Source organism: Methylobacterium sp. 37f (genome assembly GCF_023093475.1).
Classification (GTDB): domain Bacteria; phylum Pseudomonadota; class Alphaproteobacteria; order Rhizobiales; family Beijerinckiaceae; genus Methylobacterium.
The window spans coordinates 26,343-48,241 of record NZ_JAGHKN010000027.1 but is presented as its reverse complement, the minus strand read 5'-3'; the positions used below and the strand labels follow the sequence as shown (position 1 = coordinate 48,241).

Sequence of the window (21,899 nt, the reverse complement as noted above, 5' to 3'; positions counted from 1 at the left end):
GGCCGTTCAAGGAATCCAGGCCGTTCCGGAGATCCAGGCCGTCCCGCCTCAGAACCCGATCGCCAGCACGACCAGGGCGGCGAGCGTCGCCCCGATGGCCGGACCGGCGACGGGGATGAGCGCGTAACCCCAATCCGAGTCGCCCTTGCCGGCGATGGGCAGGATCGCGTGGGCGAGACGGGGACCGAGGTCGCGTGCCGGATTGATCGCGTAGCCCGTGGTTCCTCCGAGCGACAGGCCGATGCCCCACACCACCATACCGATCAGGTAGGGCGCGAGCCCCGTCGGAATGGAGCCCGCCGCGCCCACGCTTCGCGACAGCAGGGCGCCGACGATGAGGATCAGCAGGAAGGTCCCGACGATCTCGCTCACCCAGTTCGCGATGGGGTGGCGAATGGCAGGATCGGTGCAGAAGCAGGCCCGCTTCGCGCCCTGATCCGCGGTGACGGCCCAGTGCGGCAGGTAGTGCAGCCAGACCACGGTGGCCCCCAGGAAGGCGCCGATCATCTGGGCCGGCACGTAGGTGACGAGCGTGTCCCAGCGGCCCGAGGTGATGGCCGCCGCGAGGGTGACGGCCGGGTTGATGTGGGCATCCGGGCTGCCCGCTGCGGTCGCGACGAAGATGCCGGCCAGCACGGCGAAGGCCCATCCGGCGGTGATGGCGATCCAGCCGGCACCCTCCGCTTTCGAGCCGCGCAGGAGCGCGCCCGCCACCACCCCGTTGCCGAGGATGATCAGCACCATCGTGCCCAAGAGTTCGCCCAGGAATGGCGACGTCATGGCGTGTCCTCCGACGTGGTCTGTAAGGGAATCCGTGAGCGCGCGATCGCGCGGGCCTGCCTGCGGCGCCCGCCTCAATCGTCCTGCATGTCCCAGTCGAAGGCGCGCTTCACCGCCCGCTTCCAGGTCGCGGTGATGCGTCGGCGCTGGGCCGCCTCCATGTTGGGCTCCCATCGGCGGTCGACGCCCCAGTTGCGGACGAGGTCGTCGGTGCTCTTCCAGTAGCCGGTGGCGAGGCCGGCGGCGTAGGCGGCCCCTAGGGCCGTGGTCTCGGCCACCTTCGGGCGGACCACCGGCACGTCGAGGATATCGGCCTGGAACTGCATCAGGGTGACATTGGCGACCATGCCGCCATCCGAGCGCAATTCGCGTACGGGAATGCCCGAATCCGTTTCCATCGCCTCCAGCACCTCATGGGTCTGGAAAGCGGTGGCCTCCAGGCAGGCGCGGGCGATGTGGCCGCGATTGGCATAGCGGGTCAGGCCGATGATCAGCCCGCGGGCGCCCTCGTTCCAGTGCGGAGCGTACAGGCCGGAGAAGGCGGGCACGAAATAGACGCCGCCATTGTCCTCCACGGTGGTGGCCAGGCGCTCCACCTCGGCGCTGTCCTGAATCATGTGCAGGTTGTCGCGCAGCCACTGCACCAGGGCGCCGGTGATCGCGATCGAGCCTTCGAGCGCGTAGACCGCCGGCTGTCCGTCGAGCTTGTAGCCGAGGGTGGTGACGAGGCCACAGGTGGAGGGCACGGGTTTTTCGCCGGTGTTCATCAGGGCGAAGCAGCCGGTGCCGTAAGTGTTCTTGGCCTCGCCGGGCTGGAAGCAGGTCTGGCCGAACAGGGCCGCCTGCTGGTCGCCCAGGATGCCGGCGATCGGCACGCCCGCGAAGGGCACGCGGGTCTCGCCATAGACCTGGGACGAGGAGACGATGTCGGGCAGCATCGCCCGCGGGATGGCGAAGGTCGCCAGCATGCCGTCGTCCCAGGCCAGGGTCTCGAGGGACATAAGCTGGGTCCGGCTGGCATTGGTCACGTCGGTGACGTGAAGGCCGCCCTCGGGGCCGCCGGTCAGGTTCCACACGAGCCAGGTGTCGATGTTGCCGAACAGGACATCCCCGGCTTCGGCCTTCTCCCGCGCGCCGTCCACGTGGTCGAGGAGCCAGCGCAGCTTCAGGCCGGAGAAGTAGCTCGCCAGCGGCAGGCCGGTCAGCGCCCGGAAGCGGTCGCGTCCGCCGTCCCTGGCGAACTCGGTGACCAGCCGGTCGTTCCGGGTGTCCTGCCAGACCAGGGCGTTGTGCAGCGGTTCGCCGGTCCGCCGGTCCCAGATCAGCGTGGTCTCGCGCTGGTTGGTGATGCCGATCGAGAGCAGATCCTTCGGCGTCAGGCCGGCCGCGTCGAGGGCGTCCCGCATCACGTCCTGCGTATTGCGCCAGATTTCGAGTGGATCGTGCTCCACATGGCCGGGCCTCGGATAGAGCTGTGCGTGCTCCCGCTGCTTGCAGACGATGAGGTGTCCTTCCCGGTCGAAGACGATGAAGCGACTGCTGGTGGTGCCCTGGTCGATGGCGCCGACATACTGGGTCATGGCTGTCTTCCTCCCTCGGACGGGTGCGTCGCTCGTGTCCCGGGCCGGTCTTCAGGCCGGCTCCGGACGGCAGCGGGTGGTTCTGTTCGTGCTGCTCCGGGTCTTCCGTCCCGGTATCTCTGATTTCCTGGTGTCTTTGATTTCCCGGTACCTTTGGTTTCGATGTCTCTGCGGTTCCGACGTGTCGAAGGCCGTCTCAGGCCGCCTCGGCCCGGCGGCTCAGGTAGGCGGTGAGACGTGCGGCGCTGTCCGGGCCGGTGCGCAGACCGAGCTTCGAGCGCCGCCACAGGATGTCCTCGGTGGTTCGCACCCACTCGACTCGGACGAGATAATCGACCTCCGCCGCCGTCAGACCGCCGTCGAAGGCTTCCCCGAGATCCGCAAGGCTGCGCGCGCCCTTGACGATGGAGCGCGCCTCGGTGCCGTAGGCCCGGGCAAGGCGCTTGGCGGTCTCGGTCGGCAGGAACGGGGCCTCGCGGGAGAACGCCGCCAGGAAGGTGTCGAAATCGGCCTCCGGCATCCCCCCGCCCGGTAGGATGGCATCCCCGGTCCAGGGCCGTTTCAGATTCGGAAAATGCGGTGCGATCTTCTCGATGGCGTGCTCCGCCAGGCGCCGATAGGTGGTGATCTTGCCGCCGAAGACAGAGAGCGCGGGGGCCTGCCCGCCCGAATCTTCGAGGTCCAGCACGTAGTCTCGGGTCACCGCCGAGGCGTTGGCTGCCGCATCGTCGTAGAGCGGGCGCACGCCGGAATAGCTCCACACCACGTCCCCGGGACCGATGGATGTCGTGAACGAACGGTTGATGCAGTCGCACAGATAGCGCGTCTCTTCGTCGGAGATGGCCACCGGTCCGGGCTCGTTCGCGTAGGGAACGTCCGTGGTGCCGATCAGCGTGAAGTCGCGCTCATAGGGAATTGCGAAGATGATGCGCTTATCGGGTTGCTGCAGGATGTAGGCCTGATCGCCCTCGTAGAGCTTGCGCAACACGATGTGGCTGCCCTTGATCAACCGGACCGCCGCGCGGCTGTTGACGCCCAGCGTCGTGCCCAGGGTCTCGCTGACCCAGGGTCCGGCGGCGTTGACGACGGCCCTGGCCCGAAGGGTCTCGGTCTGTCCGGACGCCTCGTCGCGCAGCGTCGCCGTCCAGGTCCCGTCGATGCGTCGGGCCGTTTCGACGCCGGTGCGGGTGCGGATCTCGGCGCCCCGCGCTCGGGCATCCATGGCATTGAGCACGACGAGGCGGCTGTCCTCGACCCAGCAGTCGGAATAGACGAAGCCCTTGCTCAGACGATCCTGCAACGGGGCGCCCAGGGGCGATGTTCGCAATCGAACCATCGTCGACCCCGGCAGCGTCCGCAGGCGGGCGAGGTGGTCGTACAGGAATAGGCCGACCCGCAGCATCCAGGCCGGACGCAGCCCCTCGTCGTGCGGCAGCACAAAACGCAGCGGCCAGATGATGTGGGGCGCCAGGCGCAGCAGGCGCTCCCGCTCGGCCAGGGCTTCGCGCACCAGGCGGAACTCGTAATATTCGAGGTAGCGCAGGCCGCCATGGATCAGTTTCGTACTGGAAGACGACGTGAATTCAGCCAGATCCCCCCGTTCGCAGAGCAGGACCGACAAACCGCGCCCGGCGGCGTCGCGGGCGATACCGGTGCCGTTGATGCCACCCCCGATGACGAGCAGATCGTAGGGGGCCCCCGGCCCCCGTACGTTCGAAACTGTCGTCATGGTTCTCCTCCGACTCGCGTCTGTTGCTCGAGTCGGAAGAATATTGCTTTGCGCCGTGATTTTCGCAAGCGAAAACTGACGTTCGTTACGGTTCGTCCGCTCCCGCCACGGCCAGCGTCACGCCGTGGCGCTCCATCAGGGCGATGATCTCGGGAGGCGGCAACTGGTCGGTGAAGAGGGTGTCGATCTGTTCGAGGCGGCCCACCTCCACCATGGGACGACGGCTGAACTTGGTGTGATCCGCCACCAGGAAGGTCTGGCGGGCATGCTGCAGGATGGTCTGGGTCGCCCGCACCTCCTCGTAATCGTAATCGAGGAGCGCCCCGTCGGCGTCGATGCCGCTGATGCCGATCACCGCGACATCGACCCGGAACTGGCTGAGGGTGTCGCAGGTGAGCTGGCCCAGCACCGCCCCGTCGCGGTTGCGCATGGTGCCGCCCGCCACGACGATGCGAAAGGCGGTGGTCGCCGCCAGCCCGATGGCCACGTTGAGGTTGTTGGTGATGATGCTGAGGTCGTCGTGCTGCGCCAGTTCCCGTGCCACGGCCTCGGTGGTGGTGCCGATGTTGAGGAAGACCGAGCAGTGCGAGGGGATCCGGCCTGCTGCGAGCCGGCCGATCCGTGCCTTCTCGGACAACAGAGTGGTGCGCCGGTCGGCGTAGTCGATGTTCTCGACGCTGGACGGAAGGCCGCCGCCGCCGCGGTAGCGTTCCAGCCGGCCCGCGGCGCTGAGCTCGTTGAGATCGCGCCGGATGGTCTGGACCGTGACGGCGAACTGGCTCGCCAGGGCTTCGATCGTCATGAAGCCGCGTTGGCGTATGGCCGCCACGATCGCGGCGCGGCGACTCTCCACGGCCGATGTCTCGGTGCTTGTTCTTCGCTCCAGGCCACCCCGCTCGGTCAGACGGTTCATGGAGCCTCCGGTCGCAATCCTGGGATACCAAGTTACACAGGTATGTTCGCAAACGAAACCGGCCGTCGGCCTGGACCGCGTCATGGCTGCGATCCGGTTCCAAGCCGAAATGCTGGCGCTGTCCAGCGACCAAATTCCGAACGCGAGCGATGTCGTCGGCCCGGGGCTTGGCCCTCTACCGGAGGCCAGCGCGGGGCATGCCGGCGCATTTGCGACCCCGCTGGCCGCTCGTCTATGCAGGCCGAGAGCGTCACCTTCGATCCGAGGCGGCCCTGCCCGTTTCCGTCCAATCTCTTCCTCTCACGAAACAATTCTCATGAGCGGCCACAGCGCGTGACGTCCGGAACCGCAGAACCGCGCCCTGCACCGCGCGCGCCGACGCTGGCCGGAAACATGGCGCTGGGTTTTACCCAGATCGTCCTGTGGGGCGGGTCCTTCTTCTTGATGGCGGTGGTGGCCGACCCCATCGTGGGCTCGACCGGCTGGCCTCAAGGCGTGGTGGTGAGCGCCCTGTCCCTGGCAATCCTGGTCTCGGGGCTGTGTTCGCCCTGGGTCGGGCGGAGGATCCGCCGGCACGGCGGTCGCCCGGTGCTGATCGCCGGCACCCTGACCCTCGCGCTCGGGCAGGTGGGTCTTGCCCTCGCGCCGAACCTGCCGGCCTTCCTGCTCGCCTGGGTGGTCATTGGCCTTGGCATGGCCGGTGCCCTCTACGATCCGCTCTTTGCCGCGATCGGGCAGGCCTATGGCGCAGCGGCGCGGAGCGCGATGACCCAGATCGCGATCGCGTCCGGCTTTGCCATCACCTTATGCTGGCCCGCAACGAGCTTTCTCGTCGATGCGCTCGGTTGGCGCCTGACCTGTGTCGTCTACGCCGCGCTGGCGGTCGTCCTGGTGGTGCCGCTCTTCGCCTTTGCCCTGCCGGCCGGGACCCGGACCGAGCCCTCGCCGCCCGCCGCGAATGCTGCTCCGGGCAAGCCGGCAGCCCCCTGTCGCTTGCCGGGCGAGTGCATCCTCGCCGTCACCTTCACCAGCGCGGCGGTGATCATGACGGCGGTCTCGGTGCAATTGCTCCTCCTGCTTCAGGCGAAGGGCCTGACGGCCGGCACCGCCGTTGCGCTCAGCACGCTGATCGGACCCGCGCAGGTGGGCGCCCGCATCCTCGAACTCGTGTTCGGACGTCGGGCCCATCCCGCCTGGGCCCTGCTGGTGTCAAGCGGATGTGTCGGCCTCGGGCTCCTGCTTCTGGCCGTTGCGCCCGCCTTGGCATGGCTCGCGATCGTGCTCTACGGTGCCGGCAACGGCATGCGCACCGTCGTGCGCGGCACCCTGCCCCTGTCACTCTACGGTCAGCACGACTACGCCGCGGTGATGGGCCGTCTGGCGCGGATGCCGCTTCTGGGACAAGCGGCGACGCCGCTGGTCTGCGGCACCCTCTCCGCCTGGTTCGGACTCGATCTCCTGCTGGAGATTCTGCTGGCGATCGCCACGCTGAACATCCTCCTGTCGCTGATCGTCGCCCGCCGCACCCTCGGCGCCCAGGTCCGATAGCCGGTGAAGTCCGATAGGCGGTGGAGGTTGCGCGCGTCGGGCTTGGAAGGCCTGGCCGTGCGATTCAGGCGCATCGCCGGATGCTCAGCCGCAACATGATCCGTTTGCAGAAACGGGCCGAATTACTGGAATCGACGGACGACGGTGCGTTCCATGAGCAAGCCTAGGCAGAGAGATCCCGAACCCCAAGCCATGACGTAGAAATAATCGACCGTGACTCCGAGCGAGGGATTGTAGGCGAGTCGGACCCACTCGATGATCTGGACCACCGGATTCCATTTGAGAATTTCATAGATCTCGTTCGGAAGCATATGCGGTAAGAAAAACACGCCGGATGTCATGTATATCGAAATGGTGAATACAATATATCCCCATAGCCATCCAGGGAAGAATGACATGATGCCGATGTTGATGGCACCCATGCCAAGTCCCAGGAGAAGGGCCATGAGATAGCCTTCGATCGCCCGAGCCGGATCTTCAGGTATGGGGTCAACGCCTAGCAGCAAAAGTATCCCGATGATGATCAGCAAGCCCTGGAAGCCTTTTACGGTTTCAACAATGAACCGTGCGATCATAATGTCGAAGGATTTTACCTGTGGGTAGTACATCAACGGTTTATTGACGAGAATTGCCTTCATCGCTTCGCGCGACGTGTACTGAAAAACTAGAGCTGGAACGGCGCCGGTCGCAACGAACAGGATCGGGTTGTTGCCCATCGGGGATGGCATGTTGCGGAACAACATGACAGCAACCATCAGAAAGATGTGCGCCACGGGCCAAAGAACGACGACGACGTAGCCCCAGTAGGACGCGCCGAACCGCGTGCGCATGTCGCGTAGCATCAGGGCGCGAATGACCTCCGCGTACACCGCCAGATCGCTCCGTTTGGTGGATATGGGTGAGGTCGGTGGCAGCATGTCCGGTCCTGATTGGCGTGCGCTGAACAGCATAGCTGGGCACTTGGACCAAATTGTGGGTCAGGCACGAAGGCTGACGGCACCTCTGAAGGTCCATGACGCCCGATAAGGGCGGGGGCATGCGGTGTCACGGCGCCGTTCGCCTGGCTTGAGGCACGCCGACTGGATTTTGTTATGCACAGCTCGGCCTTAGGGAATCCGCCCATCGGATGATCGGCTTCGGTCGCGAGCCGCCGTGCCGCAACCTCCGGCCAATCTGCGGAGAACAGGCATCGCGGGTTTCGGATCTGGGGACGAGCCGGACATCGCAGATCAGGGGATGGCGACCCCGGTTGGGCTCGAACCAACGACCTGCCGCTTAGAAGGCGGCTGCTCTATCCAGCTGAGCTACGGAGTCAGGGGTGCCGGCCTCCATCTACCACCCGTCTCCGGATGTGTCATCCGCCGGGAGGACCCGGCGTTTCACGCCTTCTCAACCCGGGCGCGGCAGGATCGCGTCATGCTGAAGCTCTCGCCCCCGCGCGCCCTCACGTTCCTCCTGTCCCTCGTGCTGATCGGGCTGGCCATCGCCAGTCTGTCGCTGCGCATCCCGATGATCGGTCCGACCGTCGTCAAGTTCAGGGTCTGGTTCTTCGTCGCCGCCTACGTCCTTCTCGCCCTCGGCGTCGTCTCGAAGCGCCTTTAGGCTCGCCCCATCGCGCCCAGTCGGGCCACGATCCTTATGCGATCCTGATAAGAACGGACCGCGCGCCCTCTCGAACCCTAACGCCATTCCCGTCCATCCTGGTGGCCGACCGGATCGATCGTGACATCGCACGTTCGATCCGACGGACCGGATCGGACGCACCATGCTCGACATCGTCTTCCTCGCCGCCGGGCTCGCCTTCTTCGGGCTGGCCGCCGGCTATGCGCTGCTCTGCGAACGCCTCTGACACGGCTGCCAGGAGCCCCGCACCATGACCTTCGATCTGACCCTCGGCGCCCTCGTGACCCTCGGGCTGCTCGGTTACCTCGCCTACGCCCTCGTCCGCCCCGAGCGGTTCTGACGGCCGCGCCCAAAGCGATCCCCCCGGATCCTCCTCCAGGACGACGTTTCATGACACTCAACGGCTGGATTCAGGTCGCGCTGTTCTGCGCGGTCGTGCTGGCGCTCGTCAGGCCCCTCGGCGGCTACATGACGCGCGTCTTCCAGGGTGAGCGCACCCTGCTCTCTCCCGTGCTCGCCCCGGTCGAGAGGGGGCTCTACCGCCTCGCCGGTCTCGATGCCCGGGGCGAGCAGGGCTGGCGCGCCTATGCCCTCTCGATGCTGGGCTTCCATGCCCTCGGCTTTGCGGCCCTGTACGGCCTGCTGCGCCTGCAGGACGGATTGCCGCTCAACCCGGCCGGGCAAGGCACCGTGGCGCCGGATCTCGCCTTCAACACCGCGGCGAGCTTCGTCACCAACACCAACTGGCAGAATTACGGCGGCGAGAGCACGCTGTCCTATCTGTCGCAGATGCTGGGCCTGACCCACCAGAACTTCCTGTCCGCCGCCACCGGCATTGCCCTCGCGGTCGCGCTGGTCCGAGGGTTCAGCCGCGCCTCGGCTCGCACCATCGGCTCGTTCTGGGTCGATCTCACCCGCTGTACCCTCTACGTGCTGCTGCCGCTCTGCGTCCTCTACACCCTGTTTCTGGTTTCCCAGGGCGTCCCCCAGACCCTCGGACCCTCCATCGCGGCGACGACACTGGAGGGAGAGACCCAGACCCTCGCGCTCGGCCCGGTGGCGAGCCAGGTCGCCATCAAGATGCTGGGCACCAACGGCGGCGGCTTCTTCAACGCCAACGCCGCCCATCCCTTCGAGAACCCGACCGCCCTGTCGAACTTCGTCCAGATGGTCTCGATCTTCGCCCTCGGGGCGGCGATGACCAACGTCTTCGGCCGCATGGTCGGCGACGAGCGCCAGGGCTGGGCTATCCTGGGCGCTATGGGCCTGCTGTTCCTCGCCGGTGTCACGGTCGTCTACTGGGCGGAAAGTGCGGGTAGCCCCGTCCTTAACGGGCTTGGCCTCACCGGCGGCAACCTGGAGGGCAAGGAACTGCGCTTCGGCATCGTCGCCTCGGCCCTGTTCGCCGTGGTCACCACGGCCGCCTCCTGCGGTGCCGTCAACGCCATGCACGACAGCTTCACGGCGCTCGGCGGCCTGATCCCGATGATCAACATGCAGCTCGGCGAGATCATCGTCGGCGGCGTCGGCGCGGGCCTCTACGGCATGCTGGTCTTCGTCATCGTGGCGATCTTCGTGGCCGGTCTGATGGTCGGCCGTACGCCGGAATATCTCGGCAAGAAGATCGAGGCGCGCGAGGTCAAGATGGCCATGCTCGCCATTCTGTGCCTGCCCCTGATGATGCTGGGGTTCACCGCGCTCGCCACCGTGCTGGCCGCGGGCCTCGCCGGGCCCGCCAATGCCGGCCCGCACGGATTCTCGGAGATCCTCTACGCCTTCACCTCGGCGGCGGCCAACAACGGCTCGGCCTTCGGCGGCCTGAGCGGCAACACGCCGTTCTACAACACCACCCTGGCGATCGGCATGCTGGTGGGCCGGTTCTTCGTCATCCTCCCGGCCCTCGCGATCGCCGGCGCGCTGGCCGCCAAGAAGACCGTTCCGGTCTCGGCCGGAACCTTGCCGACCCATGGCGGCCTGTTCATCGGCCTGCTGGTCGGCGTCATCCTGATCGTCGGTGGCCTGACCTTCTTCCCCTCCCTGGCGCTCGGCCCGATCGTCGAGCACCTCGCCGGTGCCGCGGGCCAGACCTTCGCGACGGGGGGCTGAGCCATGCGCGCCGCCATCCCGTCGCGCCGTCCCCGGCACTGGCCGCATCGTCCGCCGGCGCTGCGTCACCCGGATGGGCCGACATCGGCCTCCCGTCCCGCATCGCCCGCATCCGGAGGCGGGCCGGTCCGGCTCTCGGATCTGATCCTGGCCCTGCTCGGGGTCAGCCTCCTGGGCGCCCTCACGCTGATGGCGGCGTTCGATCTTGCGAGCCGTGCGCGCGCGCTCTGACCCGCCTTACGCCCGAGCCTGACGCCCCCGCCTCATGCACCGGGCGCACCGCGCCCGCCTTTTCGCGATTTTTCGTGGACATCCCCGCCATGCCTCGCCCCGCCATGCCTCGTCCTGCTTCCTCTCTGTTCCATCCCGCGCTGGTCGGGCCCGCGCTTGTCGGCGCGCTGCGCAAGCTCGATCCCCGCATCATGGTGCGCAACCCCGTGATGTTCGTGGTCGAGGTGGTCGCCGCCCTGACCACGGTGCTCTTCGTGCGTGACCTCGCGACGGGCGCCCCCGGGCTGGCCTTCTCCGGCCAGATCATCCTTTGGCTCTGGTTCACGCTGATCTTCGCCAACTTGGCCGAAGCTCTGGCCGAAGGGCGCGGAAAGGCTCAGGCCGACAGCCTGCGCCGCACCCGCACCGAGATGACCGCCAAGCGTCTCACCGGCGCCGGCGCGGCCTGGGAGGCGGTGCCGGGGACCGACCTGAAGGTCGGCGACCTCGTTTTGGTGGAGGCCGGCGACCTCATCCCCTCCGACGGCGAGGTCGTCGCCGGCGTCGCCTCCGTGAACGAGGCGGCGATCACCGGCGAATCGGCGCCGGTCATCCGGGAATCCGGCGGCGACCGCTCGGCGGTGACGGGCGGGACGCAGGTGCTGTCGGACGTGATCACCGTGCGCATCACGGCGGCGGCGGGCTCCACCTTCGTCGACCGCATGATCGCGCTGGTCGAGGGCGCGTCGCGCCAGAAGACCCCGAACGAGATCGCCCTCAACATCCTGCTGGCGGGCCTGACGCTGGTCTTCGTCTTCGCGGTGGCGAGCATCCCGAGCTTCGCCAGCTATGCCGGCGGCGCCATTCCCCTGGTGGTCCTCGTCGCGTTGTTCGTCACCCTGATCCCCACCACCATCGGGGCGCTGCTCTCGGCCATCGGCATCGCCGGCATGGACCGCCTGGTGCGCTTCAACGTGCTCGCCATGTCGGGCCGCGCCGTCGAGGCGGCGGGCGATGTCGACACCCTCCTCCTCGACAAGACCGGCACCATCACGCTCGGAAACCGGCAGGCCACCGAGTTCCGGCCGGTGACCGGCGTCGCCGAGCAGGACCTGGCGGACGCGGCGCAACTCGCCTCGCTCGCTGACGAGACTCCCGAGGGCCGTTCGATCGTCGTGCTGGCCAAGGATCGCTACGGCCTCCGCGCCCGGGACATGGCCAGCCTCAACGCCACCTTCGTGCCCTTCACGGCGCAGTCGCGCATGTCCGGCGTCGATCTCGACGGCGCCTCCATCCGCAAGGGCGCGGTCGAGGCGGTGATCGCCGCCCTGGCGCCACAGCCGATCCTGGCGCCGCAGCGGATCCTGGCGCGAGGTGGTTCAAACGCCGCCCTCGCCGACCGGCCGGCCGAAAACCTGGCGGCGATCGACGAGGTCCGCGCCCTTGCGGAGACCATCGCCAAGGCCGGCGGCACGCCCCTGGCGGTAGCCCGCGACGGGCGGCTGCTCGGTGTCGTCGCCCTGAAGGACATCGTGAAGGGCGGTATCCGCGAACGCTTCGCCGAGTTGCGCCGCATGGGCATCCGCACGGTGATGATCACCGGCGACAACCCGATGACCGCCGCCGCCATCGCGGCGGAAGCCGGCGTCGACGACTTCCTCGCTCAGGCGACCCCGGAGGACAAGTTGGCGCTGATCCGCAAGGAGCAGTCGCAAGGAAAGCTCGTCGCCATGTGCGGCGACGGCACCAACGACGCCCCGGCCCTCGCTCAGGCCGATGTCGGAGTCGCCATGAACACCGGCACCGTCGCGGCCCGCGAGGCCGGCAACATGGTCGACCTCGACAGCGATCCGACCAAGCTCATCGAGATCGTCGGCATCGGCAAACAGCTCCTGATGACCCGCGGGGCGCTGACCACGTTCTCGATCGCCAACGACGTGGCCAAGTACTTCGCCATCATCCCGGCGATGTTCCTGACGCTGTACCCGCAGCTCCAGGCGCTCAACGTGATGGGGCTTGCCTCGCCGCAGAGCGCGATCCTCTCGGCGATCATCTTCAACGCCCTCATCATCGTTGCGCTGATCCCGCTGGCGCTCCGGGGTGTGACCTATCGGGCCGTCGGAGCCGCCGCCCTCCTGCGGCGCAACCTGCTGGTCTACGGCCTCGGCGGTATCCTCGTGCCCTTCGTCGGCATCAAGGCGATCGATCTGGCCGTGAACGCCCTCCACCTCGCCTGACCCGTCCCGCGTTCCCAACCCGAGTGGTTCCCATGCTCGCCTCGTTTCGCCCTGCCCTCGTCCTCTTCGTCCTCCTCACGGCGATCACCGGCCTCGCCTACCCGCTGGCCATGACCGGACTCGCCGCAGCGCTGTTTCCCGGGAAGGCCGCCGGCAGTCTGATCACCCGCGACGGGACCGTCGTCGGCTCCAGCTTGATCGGCCAGTCCTTCACCAGCCCGCGCTATATCCACGGCCGCCCCTCGGCGACGGTCGCCGCCGATCCGGTCGACGCGACCCGGACCGTCCCGTCGCCCTACAACGCCTCCAACTCGGCCGGCTCCAATCTCGGCCCGACCAGCGCGGCTCTGGCCGAGCGGGTGAAGGGCGACCTCGCGACCCTGACGGCGGAGAATCCCGGCGCGACCGTGCCGGTCGATCTCGTCACCGCCAGCGGTTCCGGCCTCGATCCGGACATCTCGCCCGAGGCCGCCCTGTTCCAGGTGCCGCGCGTGGCCCGCGCCCGCGGGGTGAGCGAGGACCGTGTCCGCGCCCTCGTCACCGCCCAGGTCGAGGACAGGACCCTCGGCCTCCTCGGCGAGCCGCGCGTCAATGTCCTGGCGTTGAACCTCGCTTTGGACGCCGGCCTCCGGCAATAATCCGGTCGGACCGATGCACAGGATGAGATGGCGCCGATGATGGAGGACGGACGCGAGCGCCAGCGCCCCTCCCCCGACGCGTTGCTCGACCGGGCACGCCGGGACGCGGCCGGTCGCGGGCGTCTCAAGGTCTTCCTCGGCGCCGCCCCCGGCGTCGGCAAGACCTACGAGATGCTGACCATCGGGCGGGCGCGTCTGAAGGCCGGGGCCGACGTCGTCATCGGCTTGGTGGAGACCCATGGTCGAAGCGAAACCGAGGCCCTTGTCGAAGGCTTCGAGGTGGTGCCGCGCCGTCAGGTCGGCCATTCGGGCGGCACCCTCGCGGACATGGACCTCGACGCCCTGCTCGCCCGGCGACCCGCCTTGGCGCTGGTCGATGAGCTCGCCCACACCAACGCGCCGGGCTCGCGGCACCCCAAGCGCTACCAGGACGTGGAAGAACTGCTCGATGCCGGCATCGACGTGCACACCACCCTCAATATCCAGCACGTGGAGAGCCTGAACGACGTCGTGGCCCAGATCACCCGTATCCGGGTGCGCGAGACCGTACCGGACGTCATCCTCGACCGGGCCGACGACATCGAGGTGGTGGACCTCAACCCCGCCGACCTGATCGAGCGCCTGAAGGCCGGCAAGGTCTACGAGCCCGCCCATGCGGAGCGTGCCCTGCGGCACTACTTCGTCCGTGAAAATCTGACCGCTTTGCGCGAGCTGGCCCTGCGCCGCACTGCGGACCGCGTCGACGACGAACTCCTCAGTCACATGCAGGCCAACGCCATCGCGGGGCCGTGGAGCGCCGGCGAGCGGGTGATGGTCTGTGTCAGCGAGGACCCCCGCTCGGCCGGGCTGGTGCGCTACGCCAAACGCCTCGCCGATCGTCTGCACGCGCCGTGGACCGCCGTCACCGTGGAGGGCACGCGCAGCCTCGGGTCGAGCGAGGCCGACCGCGACCGGGTCGCCGAGGCCCTGCGCCTTGCCGACCGCCTCGGGGGCGATGCCGTGACCCTGCCGGGGAGCTGGCGGGTCGCCGACGACCTGCTGGCCTATGCCCGCACCGCCAACGTCAACCACATCGTCGTCGGCAAGGCGACGCGGTCATGGTGGTTCGAGCTGGTCCACGGCTCCGTGGTGCACGATCTCGTCCGGCGCAGCGGCGTCATCAGCATCCACGTCGTCGCCGGCGAGATGGCCGCTGCCCCTGCCTCCGCCAGACCGGTGGCGACCGCTCCGGCCAGGACAGGCTTCAACGGGGCAGGTTTCAACGGGGCAGGCTTCGACAGGACAGGCTTCGACAGGGCCGGCTACGGCTTCGCCGCGCTGGCGACGCTGGCCGGCCTCGGCCTCGCGCTGGCGCTGAAGCCCTATCTCGGAGTCGAGAACGCCGACCTGTTCCTGCTGACGGCGGTGGTGGCGGTGGCGGCGCGCTTCGGCCTGTGGCCCTCGCTCGCCGCCGTGGTCGCCGCCTCGCTGGCCTACAACTTCTTCTTCCTGCCCCCGGTCTACACCTTCACCATCGCCGACCCGACCAACGTCGCGGCCTTCCTGCTCTTCACCCTGGTGGCGGTTCTGGTCTCGAACCTCGCTGCGCGGGCCCGCACGGTCGCGGTCATCAGCCAGCGCCGGGCGCGGGCGACGGAGCGCCTCTACGGCTTCAGCCGCAAGCTCTCGGGCTGCGGCACCCTTGATGACGTGCTCTGGGCCACCTCGGCCCAGATCGCCACGATGCTACGGGTGCGGGTGGTGCTACTGCTGCCCGAGGGTGATTCGATCGCGGTGCGGGCCGGCTATCCGCCCGAGGACCGGCTCGACGCGGCCGATCTCGCGGCGGCGCGCTGGGCCTTCGCCAACGACCGGCCGGCAGGGCGCGGCGCCGACACCCTCCCGGGCGCCCGCCGCCTGTTCCTGCCGGCACGGACCGGCCGCGGACCCATCGGCGTCATCGGCCTCGATACCGACGGCACCGGGCCGATCCTGACCCCCGAGGATCGCCGCCTGTTCGACGCCCTGGCGGATATGGGAGCGCTCGCCATCGAGCGGGTCCGGCTGGTGGAGGACCTGGCGCGGGCGGCGCGCGACGCCGAGACGGACCGGCTGCGCCAGGCCCTGCTCACCTCGATCTCGCACGATCTGCGGACCCCGCTCGCCGCGGTCCTCGGCGCGGCCACCACCCTGCGAGACCTCGACACCGTGCTGGACCCCGAGGCCAAGGGCGACCTGCTGGCGACGGTCATCGCCGAATCCGAGCGGCTGAACCGCTTCATCGTCAACCTGCTCGACATGACCCGGCTCGAGGCTGGCGCGGTGGCGGCCAACCTCACGCCGCAGGATGTCGCCGAGATCGTCGACACCGCCCTTCGCCGCCTTGGCGCGATCCTCGGCGGACACCGGGTGGTGCTCGATCTTCCCGATGCCCTGCCGGCCCTGCGCCTCGATCCCGTCCTGTTCGAGCAGGTGCTGGTCAACCTCCTGGACAACGCGGCGAAATACGCGCCCGCGGGCTCGACCGTGACGGTCGCGGCCGGCGTGACGTCCGAGCGCGCCGGCGGCCCGATGCGCGTTCGCCTCCAAGTGCTGGACGAGGGCGAAGGTCTGCCCGAGGGCGAGGAGGAGCGAGTGTTCGACAAGTTCTATCGGGTGCGCAAGGCCGACAGCGTGCGGGCCGGGACCGGCCTCGGCCTTGCCATCGCGCGCGGCTTCGTCGAGGCGATGGGTGGGACCCTGAGCGCGGCCAACCGCCCGGATCGCGCCGGTGCCGTCTTCACCCTCGTGCTGCCGGTTCCGGTGGACGGCGGCCGCGCACCGGACATTGCCGCATGAGTCGCGCCCGATGAGATTCACCGCATGAGCCTCGCCATGAGATCCGCCGCATGAGCCTCGGCATCCTGGTGGTCGACGACGAGCCGCCCATCCGCAAGCTCCTCCGCACCGGGCTGGCGACGCAGGGCTACACCGTGTTCGAGGCGCCGAACGCCCGCACGGCCCTCGACATCCTGGCGCGCGAGACCATCGCGCTGATCATCCTCGATCTCGGCCTGCCGGACATGCGGGGGCACGATCTCCTGCGCCGCATCCGCGCCGACCACCGCGACCTGCCCGTCGTGGTTCTGTCGAGCCGCGACGACGAGTCCGGCAAGGTCGAGGCCCTCGATCTCGGCGCCGACGACTACGTCACCAAACCGTTCGGCATGGGCGAACTCCTCGCCCGCCTGCGGGCGGCCCTGCGTCACCAGCTCGCGGTCCAGGGCGAGCGCGCCGTCTTCGCGGTCGACGGCCTCAGCGTCGACCTCGTGCGCCGCATCGTCCGCGTCCACGGGGCCGAGGTGAAGCTGACCCCGCGGGAATACGATTTCCTCCGCGTCCTGGTGCAGCATGCCGGCAAGGCCTTGACCCATGCCCAGCTGATGAACGCGGTCTCGACCTCGTCCGACCCGCAATACCTGCGGGTCTACATGCGCCAGCTTCGCCAGAAGCTGGAGGCCGATCCGGAGCGCCCGCGGATCCTGCTCACCGAGACGGGCGTGGGCTACCGGCTGCGCGCCCCCGACGACGAGGGCGGCCCGGCCCGCTGATCGAGGGCGACGGCGCTGGTCCCGCCGAGATGCAGTTCGACGCCGTCGGCCGCGATCCGCACTGCGTCCGGCCGGTGGGCCGTGGCATCGACCGCGTAATGCAGCGCGTCCTGGCGGCTGCGGAACAGGCCTCCGGCGCGGCCGTGGATCTCGGCGGCGACCCAGCATCCCTGCCGGTCCTGGCCGATGACGAAGCACGACGTGCCCCCGTCGATGTCCGGGAGCGCGGGGGCCGGAGGGATGAGCGAAGCGGGCATGGGCGTTCGGGGCTTGCGCGATCCATCCTCGGGACCGCCCGCCTGAACTGCACCCGGACGCGTGAGGATTCGAGCGGGTGTGCGGCCGCGTTTCATGAGCGTTCCATCAGGATCGCGATCGAGCGGCCCGCCTCGGTGGCGGGTTCGGGAAGGCCCGTGGCTGCCTGTCACGGGCCGTCCGTCCGGTAACCTATGTGGTTTGCAGGCCGAGCCGGGTTCCGCACCATGTCGGGGCGTGGCGGCGCCGGAACCGTGCGGTCGGACCCGGTGACTCAGGACCGCGTGCACAGGTTTTCGGTCCCTCGCTTCTGCCCCTCCGCCGCTGACCGGGCCACCCTCACCGCGAGCCGTTCCATGAAGTTTCCCGTTTCGTGAAGACCCCACCGGCGCACGCGGCGGAGCTGACCCTGCGTGGTCTGCTCCTCGGGGCCGTGATCACCGTCGTGTTCATGACGGCGAACCTCTACATGGGCTTGAAGACCGGGGTGACGTTCTCGACCTCGATCCCGGCCGCGATGCTGTCGATGGGCGTGCTGCGGCTGGTGGGCAACGCCAACATCTTCGAGAACAACATCGTCCAGACCCAGGCTTCGGCGGCCGGCACCCTGTGCAACGTCATCCTGGTGCTGCCCGGGCTCGTGCTGATCGGCCACTGGAGCGACTTCCCCTATTGGCAGACCACCGGCCTCTGCCTGATCGGCGGGCTTCTGGGAATCGCGTACTCGATCCCCCTGCGCCGTGCCCTGGTGATGGGCGCCGGCCTGCCCTACCCGGAAGGAACGGCGGCAGCCGAGGTGCTGCGGGCGGGCGACAGCTCCGGCGATGCGGCGCCCCGCGGCGGCCTGCGTCCGCTCCTCGGCGCGGCGGCGCTGGCGGGCCTCGTCGGCCTGTCCACCACGGGCTTCCGGGTCCTGGCCGACGGGATGCACGCCACCGTGGCGGCCGGGTCGGCGCTGTTTCGGTTCGGCACCGGCTTTTCCCTGGCCCTGGTCGGCGTCGGCTACCTTGTCGGGCTCGGCGCCTGCCTCGCCCTTCTCACCGGCGTCGCCATCGCGTGGGGTGTCGCCGTGCCGGTCCTCACCGCGCTGGGGTCCGCCTCCGGCGAGGGCGCGGATGCCGCCGCACGGGCGGTCTGGTCGGATCAGGTCCGGCTGATCGGGGCCGGCATCATCGCGGTCGGCGCCCTCTGGACGGTGGCGAGTCTCGCCCGCCAGATTGCCGGCAGCATGAAGGCCGCCTTCGCGAGCGCGCGGACGGGCGGCGCGGAGATCCCCCGCCAGGAACGCGACCTGCCGATCACCTGGGTGGCGGGCGCGACCCTGGGCCTCGCCGCCCTTCTGGCCGGGCTGTTCTGGATCTTCGCTTCGGGTGCCGATCTCGGGGCGCTGCACATCGCCGTGGTCGCGGTCGCGACCGTGTTCGCCGTGCTGTTCGGCTTCCTGATGGCGGCGGCCTGCGGCTACCTCGCCGGGCTCCTCGGCTCTTCGAGCAGCCCGATCTCCGGCATCGGCATTCTCACCACCCTGGTCACCGCGCTGCTGATCCCCCTCCTGATCGGGCGCTCCGCCGGGCCGGAGGGCGACCGCTTCGTCATCGGGCTGGCGCTGCTCCTCGCCGCCGTCGTGGTGACGACGGCCTCGATCGCCAACGATAATCTGCAGGACCTCAAGACCGGGCAGCTCGTCGATGCCACCCCCTGGCGCCAACAGGTAGCCCTGATGGCCGGGGTCACGGTCGGCGCCCTGGTCATCGCCCCGCTGCTGTCGCTGCTGTATCAGGCCTACGGCTTCGCGCAGGCGCTGCCCCGGCCCGGGATGGACCCGGGCAACGCCCTGCCGGCGCCGCAAGCCGCCCTGATGACCCAGATCGCCAGCGGCATCGTCCACGGTGAGCTGCCCTGGACGATGGTGCTGGTCGGCGCCGCCCTCGGCGTCGTCTTCGTGGTGATCGAGACGCTCCTGCGCCGGCGCGAGCTTTCCTTCCCGGCGCTGACGGTGGGAATCGGCATCTACCTGCCCCTGGAAGTGGTGGTGACGATCGCCGTCGGGGGCGTGATCGGCTGGCTGGCGCGCCGCCGGCTCCGCGCCGGGCCAGGCTCCGACGAGGCCGAGCCCCTGGCCCGGCGCCGGGGCGTTCTGATCGCGTCCGGCTTCCTGGTCGGCGAGAGCATCGTCGGCGTCCTGCTCGCCGCCGCCGACACCCTGTCGGGGCGCAGCTCGTCCCTCGTGCTCGTCGGACCCGATTTCGCGCCGGTGGCGACCGGTCTCGGCGCCGTGGTCTTCGCCGCGATCGTCCTCGGCTTCCAGCACCTGGTGTCCCGTGCGCCGCCGGCGTGACGGACGCGGGCTCCCGTCCCCGATGAGGCATCGCATGACCGCTCCGGTTAGCCCTTCGCCCCTTGGCCCCGGAAGCGCCGTCCCCGGCCCGGACGCGCCTCGCTTCCCCATCGCGGCCGGCTTGCTGTTCGGCCTCGGCCTCGGTGGCTTCTTCGACGGCATCGTGCTGCATCAGGTGCTGCAATGGCACCATATGCTCAGCAGCTGGTACCCGATCACCTCGATCGAGAACCTCGAGCGCAACACTCTGTGGGATGGGATCTTCCACAGCGCCACCTACGTGTTCGTGGTGTTCGGCCTGTTCCTGCTGTGGCGCAGCGCCCATCGGCGCCACCTGCGCTGGTCGAGCCGGAAGTTCGCCGGGACCCTCCTGATGGGCTGGGGCCTGTTCAACACCCTCGAGGGACTGATCGATCACCAGATCCTCGGCGTCCACCACGTCAACGAACGGGTGCCGCCCCCGCAGTGGCTCGCGTGGGATCTCGGCTTCCTGGCCTGGGGTCTCGTGATGCTGATCGTCGGGTTCGTTCTTGTTCGGAATGCCCGCGCGTGATGCCGCCCCGGACCTTTCGGGTGATCATCCCCTGGCGCGAGGGCCTGCCCTGGCTGGCGCTCGCGGCCGGACTCGTCCTGGCGACCCTTCCGATCTGGCGTCCCCTGCTCTTCGGCCGGGATCTCAGCCTCGACGACCTGCTGACCCTCCGGTGTCTCGGCGTGTGAGTGTTTCGCGGCCCGAGCTTGACCCGGGTGCCGCCGCGCGGGAAGGCACGGCATTGAACCGGCGCCCCCGCCCGAATTCCAGTTCACCCCCAGGATTGCCCCGATGGCCACGCCACGAGACCTCAAGGTGCAGATGGCTGGCGAGACCCGCGCCCGCGAACGAGCCCAAGCCCTGGCCGCCACGCAGGCTGCAAAGGCGCAGCGGGCCGAGATCGCGGCGCGCGCCGCGGAGGCCGAGCGCGACGAATGGAAGGCCCGGGCGCTCGCCGCCGAGGCGGAACTGGCCCGCCTCAAACCGGCCTGAGCGCGAGCGCGTCAAGCAAGCTGGACCGTTCGTCTCCACATCGCACCGGTTCGGTCTCGGTGATGCTTTGTCGCGGACTGGTCTATAACAAATGCCAACCCGTTATGCGGAACAGGAGCCCAGCTTCTGATCTTCTCGTGACGACAGCGAATGCATTCGCGACGACGAGGAGATCTTCCACGTGACCATCGATACGCGCGAAATTTACGTGACCGCCCTGAAGAATACCCATGCGCTCGAGATGCAGGCGCTCCAGATCATGGAGCGTCAGGTCGAGCGTCTGCAGCGCTATCCCGAAATGGAGCAGGCCCTGCGCCGCCATATCGAGGAGACCCACGGTCAGCGTACCCGGATCGAGGAGGCCTTGCACAGCCTCTCGGAAAGTCCCTCGACCATCAAGGAGGGCGTGCTGGGCTTCGTCGGCAACATGATGGCCCTCGGCCATACGCCGGCGCAGGACGAGATCCTGAAGAACGCCTACGCCAACCACGCCTTCGAGAATTTCGAGATCGCCGCCTACGAATCGCTGATCGCCATCGGCGAGGCGGCTGGGCAGCAGACCGCCCTCACGGGCTTCCAGCAATCGCTCCGCGAGGAGGAAGCGATGGCCCGCAAGGTGCGGGAACTCGTGCGCCCGACCACGCTGCGCTACATCGACCTGACCACGGCGGGCGAGAAGGCGGACCGCTGATCCGGCCTGCGGTATTTGGGTACCGCATGCCCGAAACGCTTCGAATAATTGCGCTTTTCGGGTTTTCGAGGACCCAAAACCTGAACGATGCGGGTTGACGAATCCGCTGCATGTCCCTAGAGGAACCGTCAACGCCGCCGCGTCCCGCACGCGGCGGCGCATCGTTTTGTTCAGACACCATACGGAACGCCACGGGATGAAGACCTTTTCTCTGAAGCCCGCCGACGTCGACAAGAAGTGGATCATCGTCGATGCGGAGGGCCTGGTCGTCGGCCGGCTCGCCTCCATCGTCGCCATGCGCCTGCGCGGCAAGCACAAGCCCGCGTATACGCCCCACGTCGATTGCGGCGACAACGTCATCGTCATCAATGCCGAGAAGGTGAAGTTCACCGGCCGCAAGCGCGAGCAGAAGGTGTACTATCACCACACCGGCTACCCGGGCGGCATCAAGGAGCGCACGGCCAAGTTCATCCTCGACGGTCGCTTCCCCGAGCGCGTCGTGGAGAAGGCCGTCGAGCGCATGCTCCCGCGTGGTCCCCTCTTCCGCCAGATCATGGGCAACCTCCGGGTCTATAAGGGCTCCGAGCATCCCCACACCGCCCAGCAGCCGCAGGCGCTCGACGTCGGCAGCCTCAACCGCAAGAACGTGAGCGCTTGA

The 21,899-nt window shown here is 68.6% G+C and carries 21 protein-coding genes and 1 tRNA gene; 15 read left to right on the top strand and 7 right to left on the bottom strand.

Going from position 1 to position 21,899, the window contains the following annotated elements:
• Positions 1-48: 48 nt before the first annotated feature.
• The 4 genes from J7U37_RS17275 to J7U37_RS17260 form a co-directional block, all read right to left on the bottom strand.
• Positions 49-780 (bottom strand): MIP/aquaporin family protein, encoded by a 732-nt coding sequence (locus tag J7U37_RS17275; RefSeq protein WP_247636486.1) that lies wholly within the window; start codon positions 778-780, stop codon positions 49-51.
• 74 nt (positions 781-854) lie between these two features.
• A complete protein-coding gene (glpK, locus tag J7U37_RS17270) occupies positions 855-2,360 on the bottom strand; it encodes a glycerol kinase GlpK (RefSeq protein WP_056481930.1) in 1,506 nt (501 codons plus the stop codon).
• 196 nt (positions 2,361-2,556) lie between these two features.
• Positions 2,557-4,089, bottom strand: coding sequence for a glycerol-3-phosphate dehydrogenase (gene glpD, locus J7U37_RS17265; protein WP_247636485.1), 1,533 nt, complete (start codon positions 4,087-4,089; stop codon positions 2,557-2,559).
• An 85-nt stretch (positions 4,090-4,174) separates the two neighbouring features.
• The gene (locus J7U37_RS17260) at positions 4,175-5,002 is read right to left on the bottom strand and encodes a DeoR family transcriptional regulator (protein WP_247636484.1); all 828 of its coding nucleotides are present in this window, start codon (positions 5,000-5,002) and stop codon (positions 4,175-4,177) included.
• 393 nt (positions 5,003-5,395) lie between these two features.
• Between J7U37_RS17260 and J7U37_RS17255 the strand changes: the two genes are divergently transcribed.
• Positions 5,396-6,550, top strand: coding sequence for an MFS transporter (locus J7U37_RS17255; protein WP_247636483.1), 1,155 nt, complete (start codon positions 5,396-5,398; stop codon positions 6,548-6,550).
• A gap of 122 nt (positions 6,551-6,672) precedes the next feature.
• On the opposite strand, the gene J7U37_RS17250 is transcribed toward J7U37_RS17255, so the two are convergent.
• On the bottom strand, positions 6,673-7,467 hold the full coding sequence (locus J7U37_RS17250) for an ABC transporter (protein ID WP_247636482.1): 795 nt from the start codon (positions 7,465-7,467) through the stop codon (positions 6,673-6,675).
• A gap of 320 nt (positions 7,468-7,787) precedes the next feature.
• A tRNA-Arg gene (locus tag J7U37_RS17245) sits at positions 7,788-7,864 on the bottom strand.
• Positions 7,865-7,966: 102 nt separating this feature from the next.
• Between J7U37_RS17245 and J7U37_RS17240 the strand changes: the two genes are divergently transcribed.
• The 8 genes from J7U37_RS17240 to J7U37_RS17205 all read left to right on the top strand — a co-directional run bounded on the left by J7U37_RS17240 (position 7,967) and on the right by J7U37_RS17205 (position 16,933).
• A complete protein-coding gene (locus J7U37_RS17240; RefSeq protein ID WP_247636481.1) occupies positions 7,967-8,152 on the top strand; it encodes a hypothetical protein in 186 nt (61 codons plus the stop codon).
• 271 nt (positions 8,153-8,423) lie between these two features.
• Positions 8,424-8,513, top strand: coding sequence for a K(+)-transporting ATPase subunit F (locus J7U37_RS17235; protein ID WP_247636480.1), 90 nt, complete (start codon positions 8,424-8,426; stop codon positions 8,511-8,513).
• A gap of 50 nt (positions 8,514-8,563) precedes the next feature.
• Positions 8,564-10,279: a potassium-transporting ATPase subunit KdpA gene (gene kdpA, locus J7U37_RS17230; RefSeq protein ID WP_247636479.1), complete on the top strand. Its 1,716-nt coding sequence runs from the start codon at positions 8,564-8,566 to the stop codon at positions 10,277-10,279.
• 3 nt (positions 10,280-10,282) lie between these two features.
• Complete coding sequence (locus J7U37_RS17225) at positions 10,283-10,510, top strand: hypothetical protein (protein ID WP_247636478.1); 228 nt, start codon at positions 10,283-10,285, stop codon at positions 10,508-10,510.
• A 104-nt stretch (positions 10,511-10,614) separates the two neighbouring features.
• Positions 10,615-12,726: a potassium-transporting ATPase subunit KdpB gene (gene kdpB, locus J7U37_RS17220; protein ID WP_247636498.1), complete on the top strand. Its 2,112-nt coding sequence runs from the start codon at positions 10,615-10,617 to the stop codon at positions 12,724-12,726.
• A 32-nt stretch (positions 12,727-12,758) separates the two neighbouring features.
• Positions 12,759-13,364 carry a K(+)-transporting ATPase subunit C gene (locus J7U37_RS17215; protein WP_247636477.1) on the top strand — a complete coding sequence of 202 codons (606 nt, stop codon included), beginning with the start codon at positions 12,759-12,761 and terminating at the stop codon, positions 13,362-13,364.
• A 36-nt stretch (positions 13,365-13,400) separates the two neighbouring features.
• Positions 13,401-16,181 (top strand): sensor histidine kinase KdpD, encoded by a 2,781-nt coding sequence (locus J7U37_RS17210; protein ID WP_247636497.1) that lies wholly within the window; start codon positions 13,401-13,403, stop codon positions 16,179-16,181.
• 50 nt (positions 16,182-16,231) lie between these two features.
• Positions 16,232-16,933 (top strand): response regulator transcription factor, encoded by a 702-nt coding sequence (locus J7U37_RS17205; protein WP_056184566.1) that lies wholly within the window; start codon positions 16,232-16,234, stop codon positions 16,931-16,933.
• On the opposite strand, the gene J7U37_RS17200 is transcribed toward J7U37_RS17205, so the two are convergent.
• Positions 16,888-17,190, bottom strand: coding sequence for an RAG2 PHD domain containing protein (locus J7U37_RS17200; protein ID WP_338011506.1), 303 nt, complete (start codon positions 17,188-17,190; stop codon positions 16,888-16,890). The two genes, J7U37_RS17205 and J7U37_RS17200, sit on opposite strands and share 46 nt — an antisense overlap.
• Positions 17,191-17,561: 371 nt before the next feature.
• Here J7U37_RS17200 and J7U37_RS17195 point away from each other — a divergent pair, with 371 nt between their 5' ends.
• The 6 genes from J7U37_RS17195 (at position 17,562) to rplM (ending at position 21,899) form a co-directional block, all read left to right on the top strand.
• Positions 17,562-19,526, top strand: coding sequence for an oligopeptide transporter, OPT family (locus tag J7U37_RS17195; protein WP_247636476.1), 1,965 nt, complete (start codon positions 17,562-17,564; stop codon positions 19,524-19,526).
• 34 nt (positions 19,527-19,560) lie between these two features.
• Entirely contained in the window at positions 19,561-20,079 is a 519-nt protein-coding gene (locus J7U37_RS17190) for a DUF2243 domain-containing protein (protein WP_247636475.1), read from the top strand.
• Positions 20,076-20,246 carry a hypothetical protein gene (locus J7U37_RS17185; RefSeq protein WP_247636501.1) on the top strand — a complete coding sequence of 57 codons (171 nt, stop codon included), beginning with the start codon at positions 20,076-20,078 and terminating at the stop codon, positions 20,244-20,246. The genes J7U37_RS17190 and J7U37_RS17185 overlap by 4 nt, the downstream gene beginning before the upstream one ends.
• Before the next feature lie 103 nt (positions 20,247-20,349).
• Entirely contained in the window at positions 20,350-20,550 is a 201-nt protein-coding gene (locus J7U37_RS17180; RefSeq protein WP_056184573.1) for a hypothetical protein, read from the top strand.
• A gap of 181 nt (positions 20,551-20,731) precedes the next feature.
• On the top strand, positions 20,732-21,241 hold the full coding sequence (locus J7U37_RS17175) for a ferritin-like domain-containing protein (protein ID WP_056184574.1): 510 nt from the start codon (positions 20,732-20,734) through the stop codon (positions 21,239-21,241).
• A 196-nt stretch (positions 21,242-21,437) separates the two neighbouring features.
• Positions 21,438-21,899 carry a 50S ribosomal protein L13 gene (gene rplM, locus J7U37_RS17170; RefSeq protein WP_056184577.1) on the top strand — a complete coding sequence of 154 codons (462 nt, stop codon included), beginning with the start codon at positions 21,438-21,440 and terminating at the stop codon, positions 21,897-21,899.

What these genes read in the sequence shown, in the direction of transcription:
- kdpB (WP_247636498.1), top strand. Translation starts at nt 10,615, where the DNA reads ATGCCTCGTCCTGCTTCCTCTCTGTTCCATCCCGCGCTGGTCGGGCCC.
- J7U37_RS17225 (WP_247636478.1), top strand. Translation starts at nt 10,283, where the DNA reads ATGCGCGCCGCCATCCCGTCGCGCCGTCCCCGGCACTGGCCGCATCGT.
- rplM (WP_056184577.1), top strand. Translation starts at nt 21,438, where the DNA reads ATGAAGACCTTTTCTCTGAAGCCCGCCGACGTCGACAAGAAGTGGATC.
- J7U37_RS17215 (WP_247636477.1), top strand. Translation starts at nt 12,759, where the DNA reads ATGCTCGCCTCGTTTCGCCCTGCCCTCGTCCTCTTCGTCCTCCTCACG.
- J7U37_RS17240 (WP_247636481.1), top strand. Translation starts at nt 7,967, where the DNA reads ATGCTGAAGCTCTCGCCCCCGCGCGCCCTCACGTTCCTCCTGTCCCTC.
- J7U37_RS17205 (WP_056184566.1), top strand. Translation starts at nt 16,232, where the DNA reads ATGAGCCTCGGCATCCTGGTGGTCGACGACGAGCCGCCCATCCGCAAG.
- kdpA (WP_247636479.1), top strand. Translation starts at nt 8,564, where the DNA reads ATGACACTCAACGGCTGGATTCAGGTCGCGCTGTTCTGCGCGGTCGTG.
- J7U37_RS17260 (WP_247636484.1), bottom strand. Translation starts at nt 5,002, where the DNA reads ATGAACCGTCTGACCGAGCGGGGTGGCCTGGAGCGAAGAACAAGCACC.
- J7U37_RS17235 (WP_247636480.1), top strand. Translation starts at nt 8,424, where the DNA reads ATGACCTTCGATCTGACCCTCGGCGCCCTCGTGACCCTCGGGCTGCTC.
- J7U37_RS17210 (WP_247636497.1), top strand. Translation starts at nt 13,401, where the DNA reads ATGATGGAGGACGGACGCGAGCGCCAGCGCCCCTCCCCCGACGCGTTG.
- J7U37_RS17250 (WP_247636482.1), bottom strand. Translation starts at nt 7,467, where the DNA reads ATGCTGCCACCGACCTCACCCATATCCACCAAACGGAGCGATCTGGCG.
- J7U37_RS17200 (WP_338011506.1), bottom strand. Translation starts at nt 17,190, where the DNA reads ATGCCCGCTTCGCTCATCCCTCCGGCCCCCGCGCTCCCGGACATCGAC.
- glpK (WP_056481930.1), bottom strand. Translation starts at nt 2,360, where the DNA reads ATGACCCAGTATGTCGGCGCCATCGACCAGGGCACCACCAGCAGTCGC.
- J7U37_RS17180 (WP_056184573.1), top strand. Translation starts at nt 20,350, where the DNA reads ATGGCCACGCCACGAGACCTCAAGGTGCAGATGGCTGGCGAGACCCGC.
- J7U37_RS17255 (WP_247636483.1), top strand. Translation starts at nt 5,396, where the DNA reads ATGGCGCTGGGTTTTACCCAGATCGTCCTGTGGGGCGGGTCCTTCTTC.
- J7U37_RS17190 (WP_247636475.1), top strand. Translation starts at nt 19,561, where the DNA reads ATGACCGCTCCGGTTAGCCCTTCGCCCCTTGGCCCCGGAAGCGCCGTC.
- glpD (WP_247636485.1), bottom strand. Translation starts at nt 4,089, where the DNA reads ATGACGACAGTTTCGAACGTACGGGGGCCGGGGGCCCCCTACGATCTG.
- J7U37_RS17275 (WP_247636486.1), bottom strand. Translation starts at nt 780, where the DNA reads ATGACGTCGCCATTCCTGGGCGAACTCTTGGGCACGATGGTGCTGATC.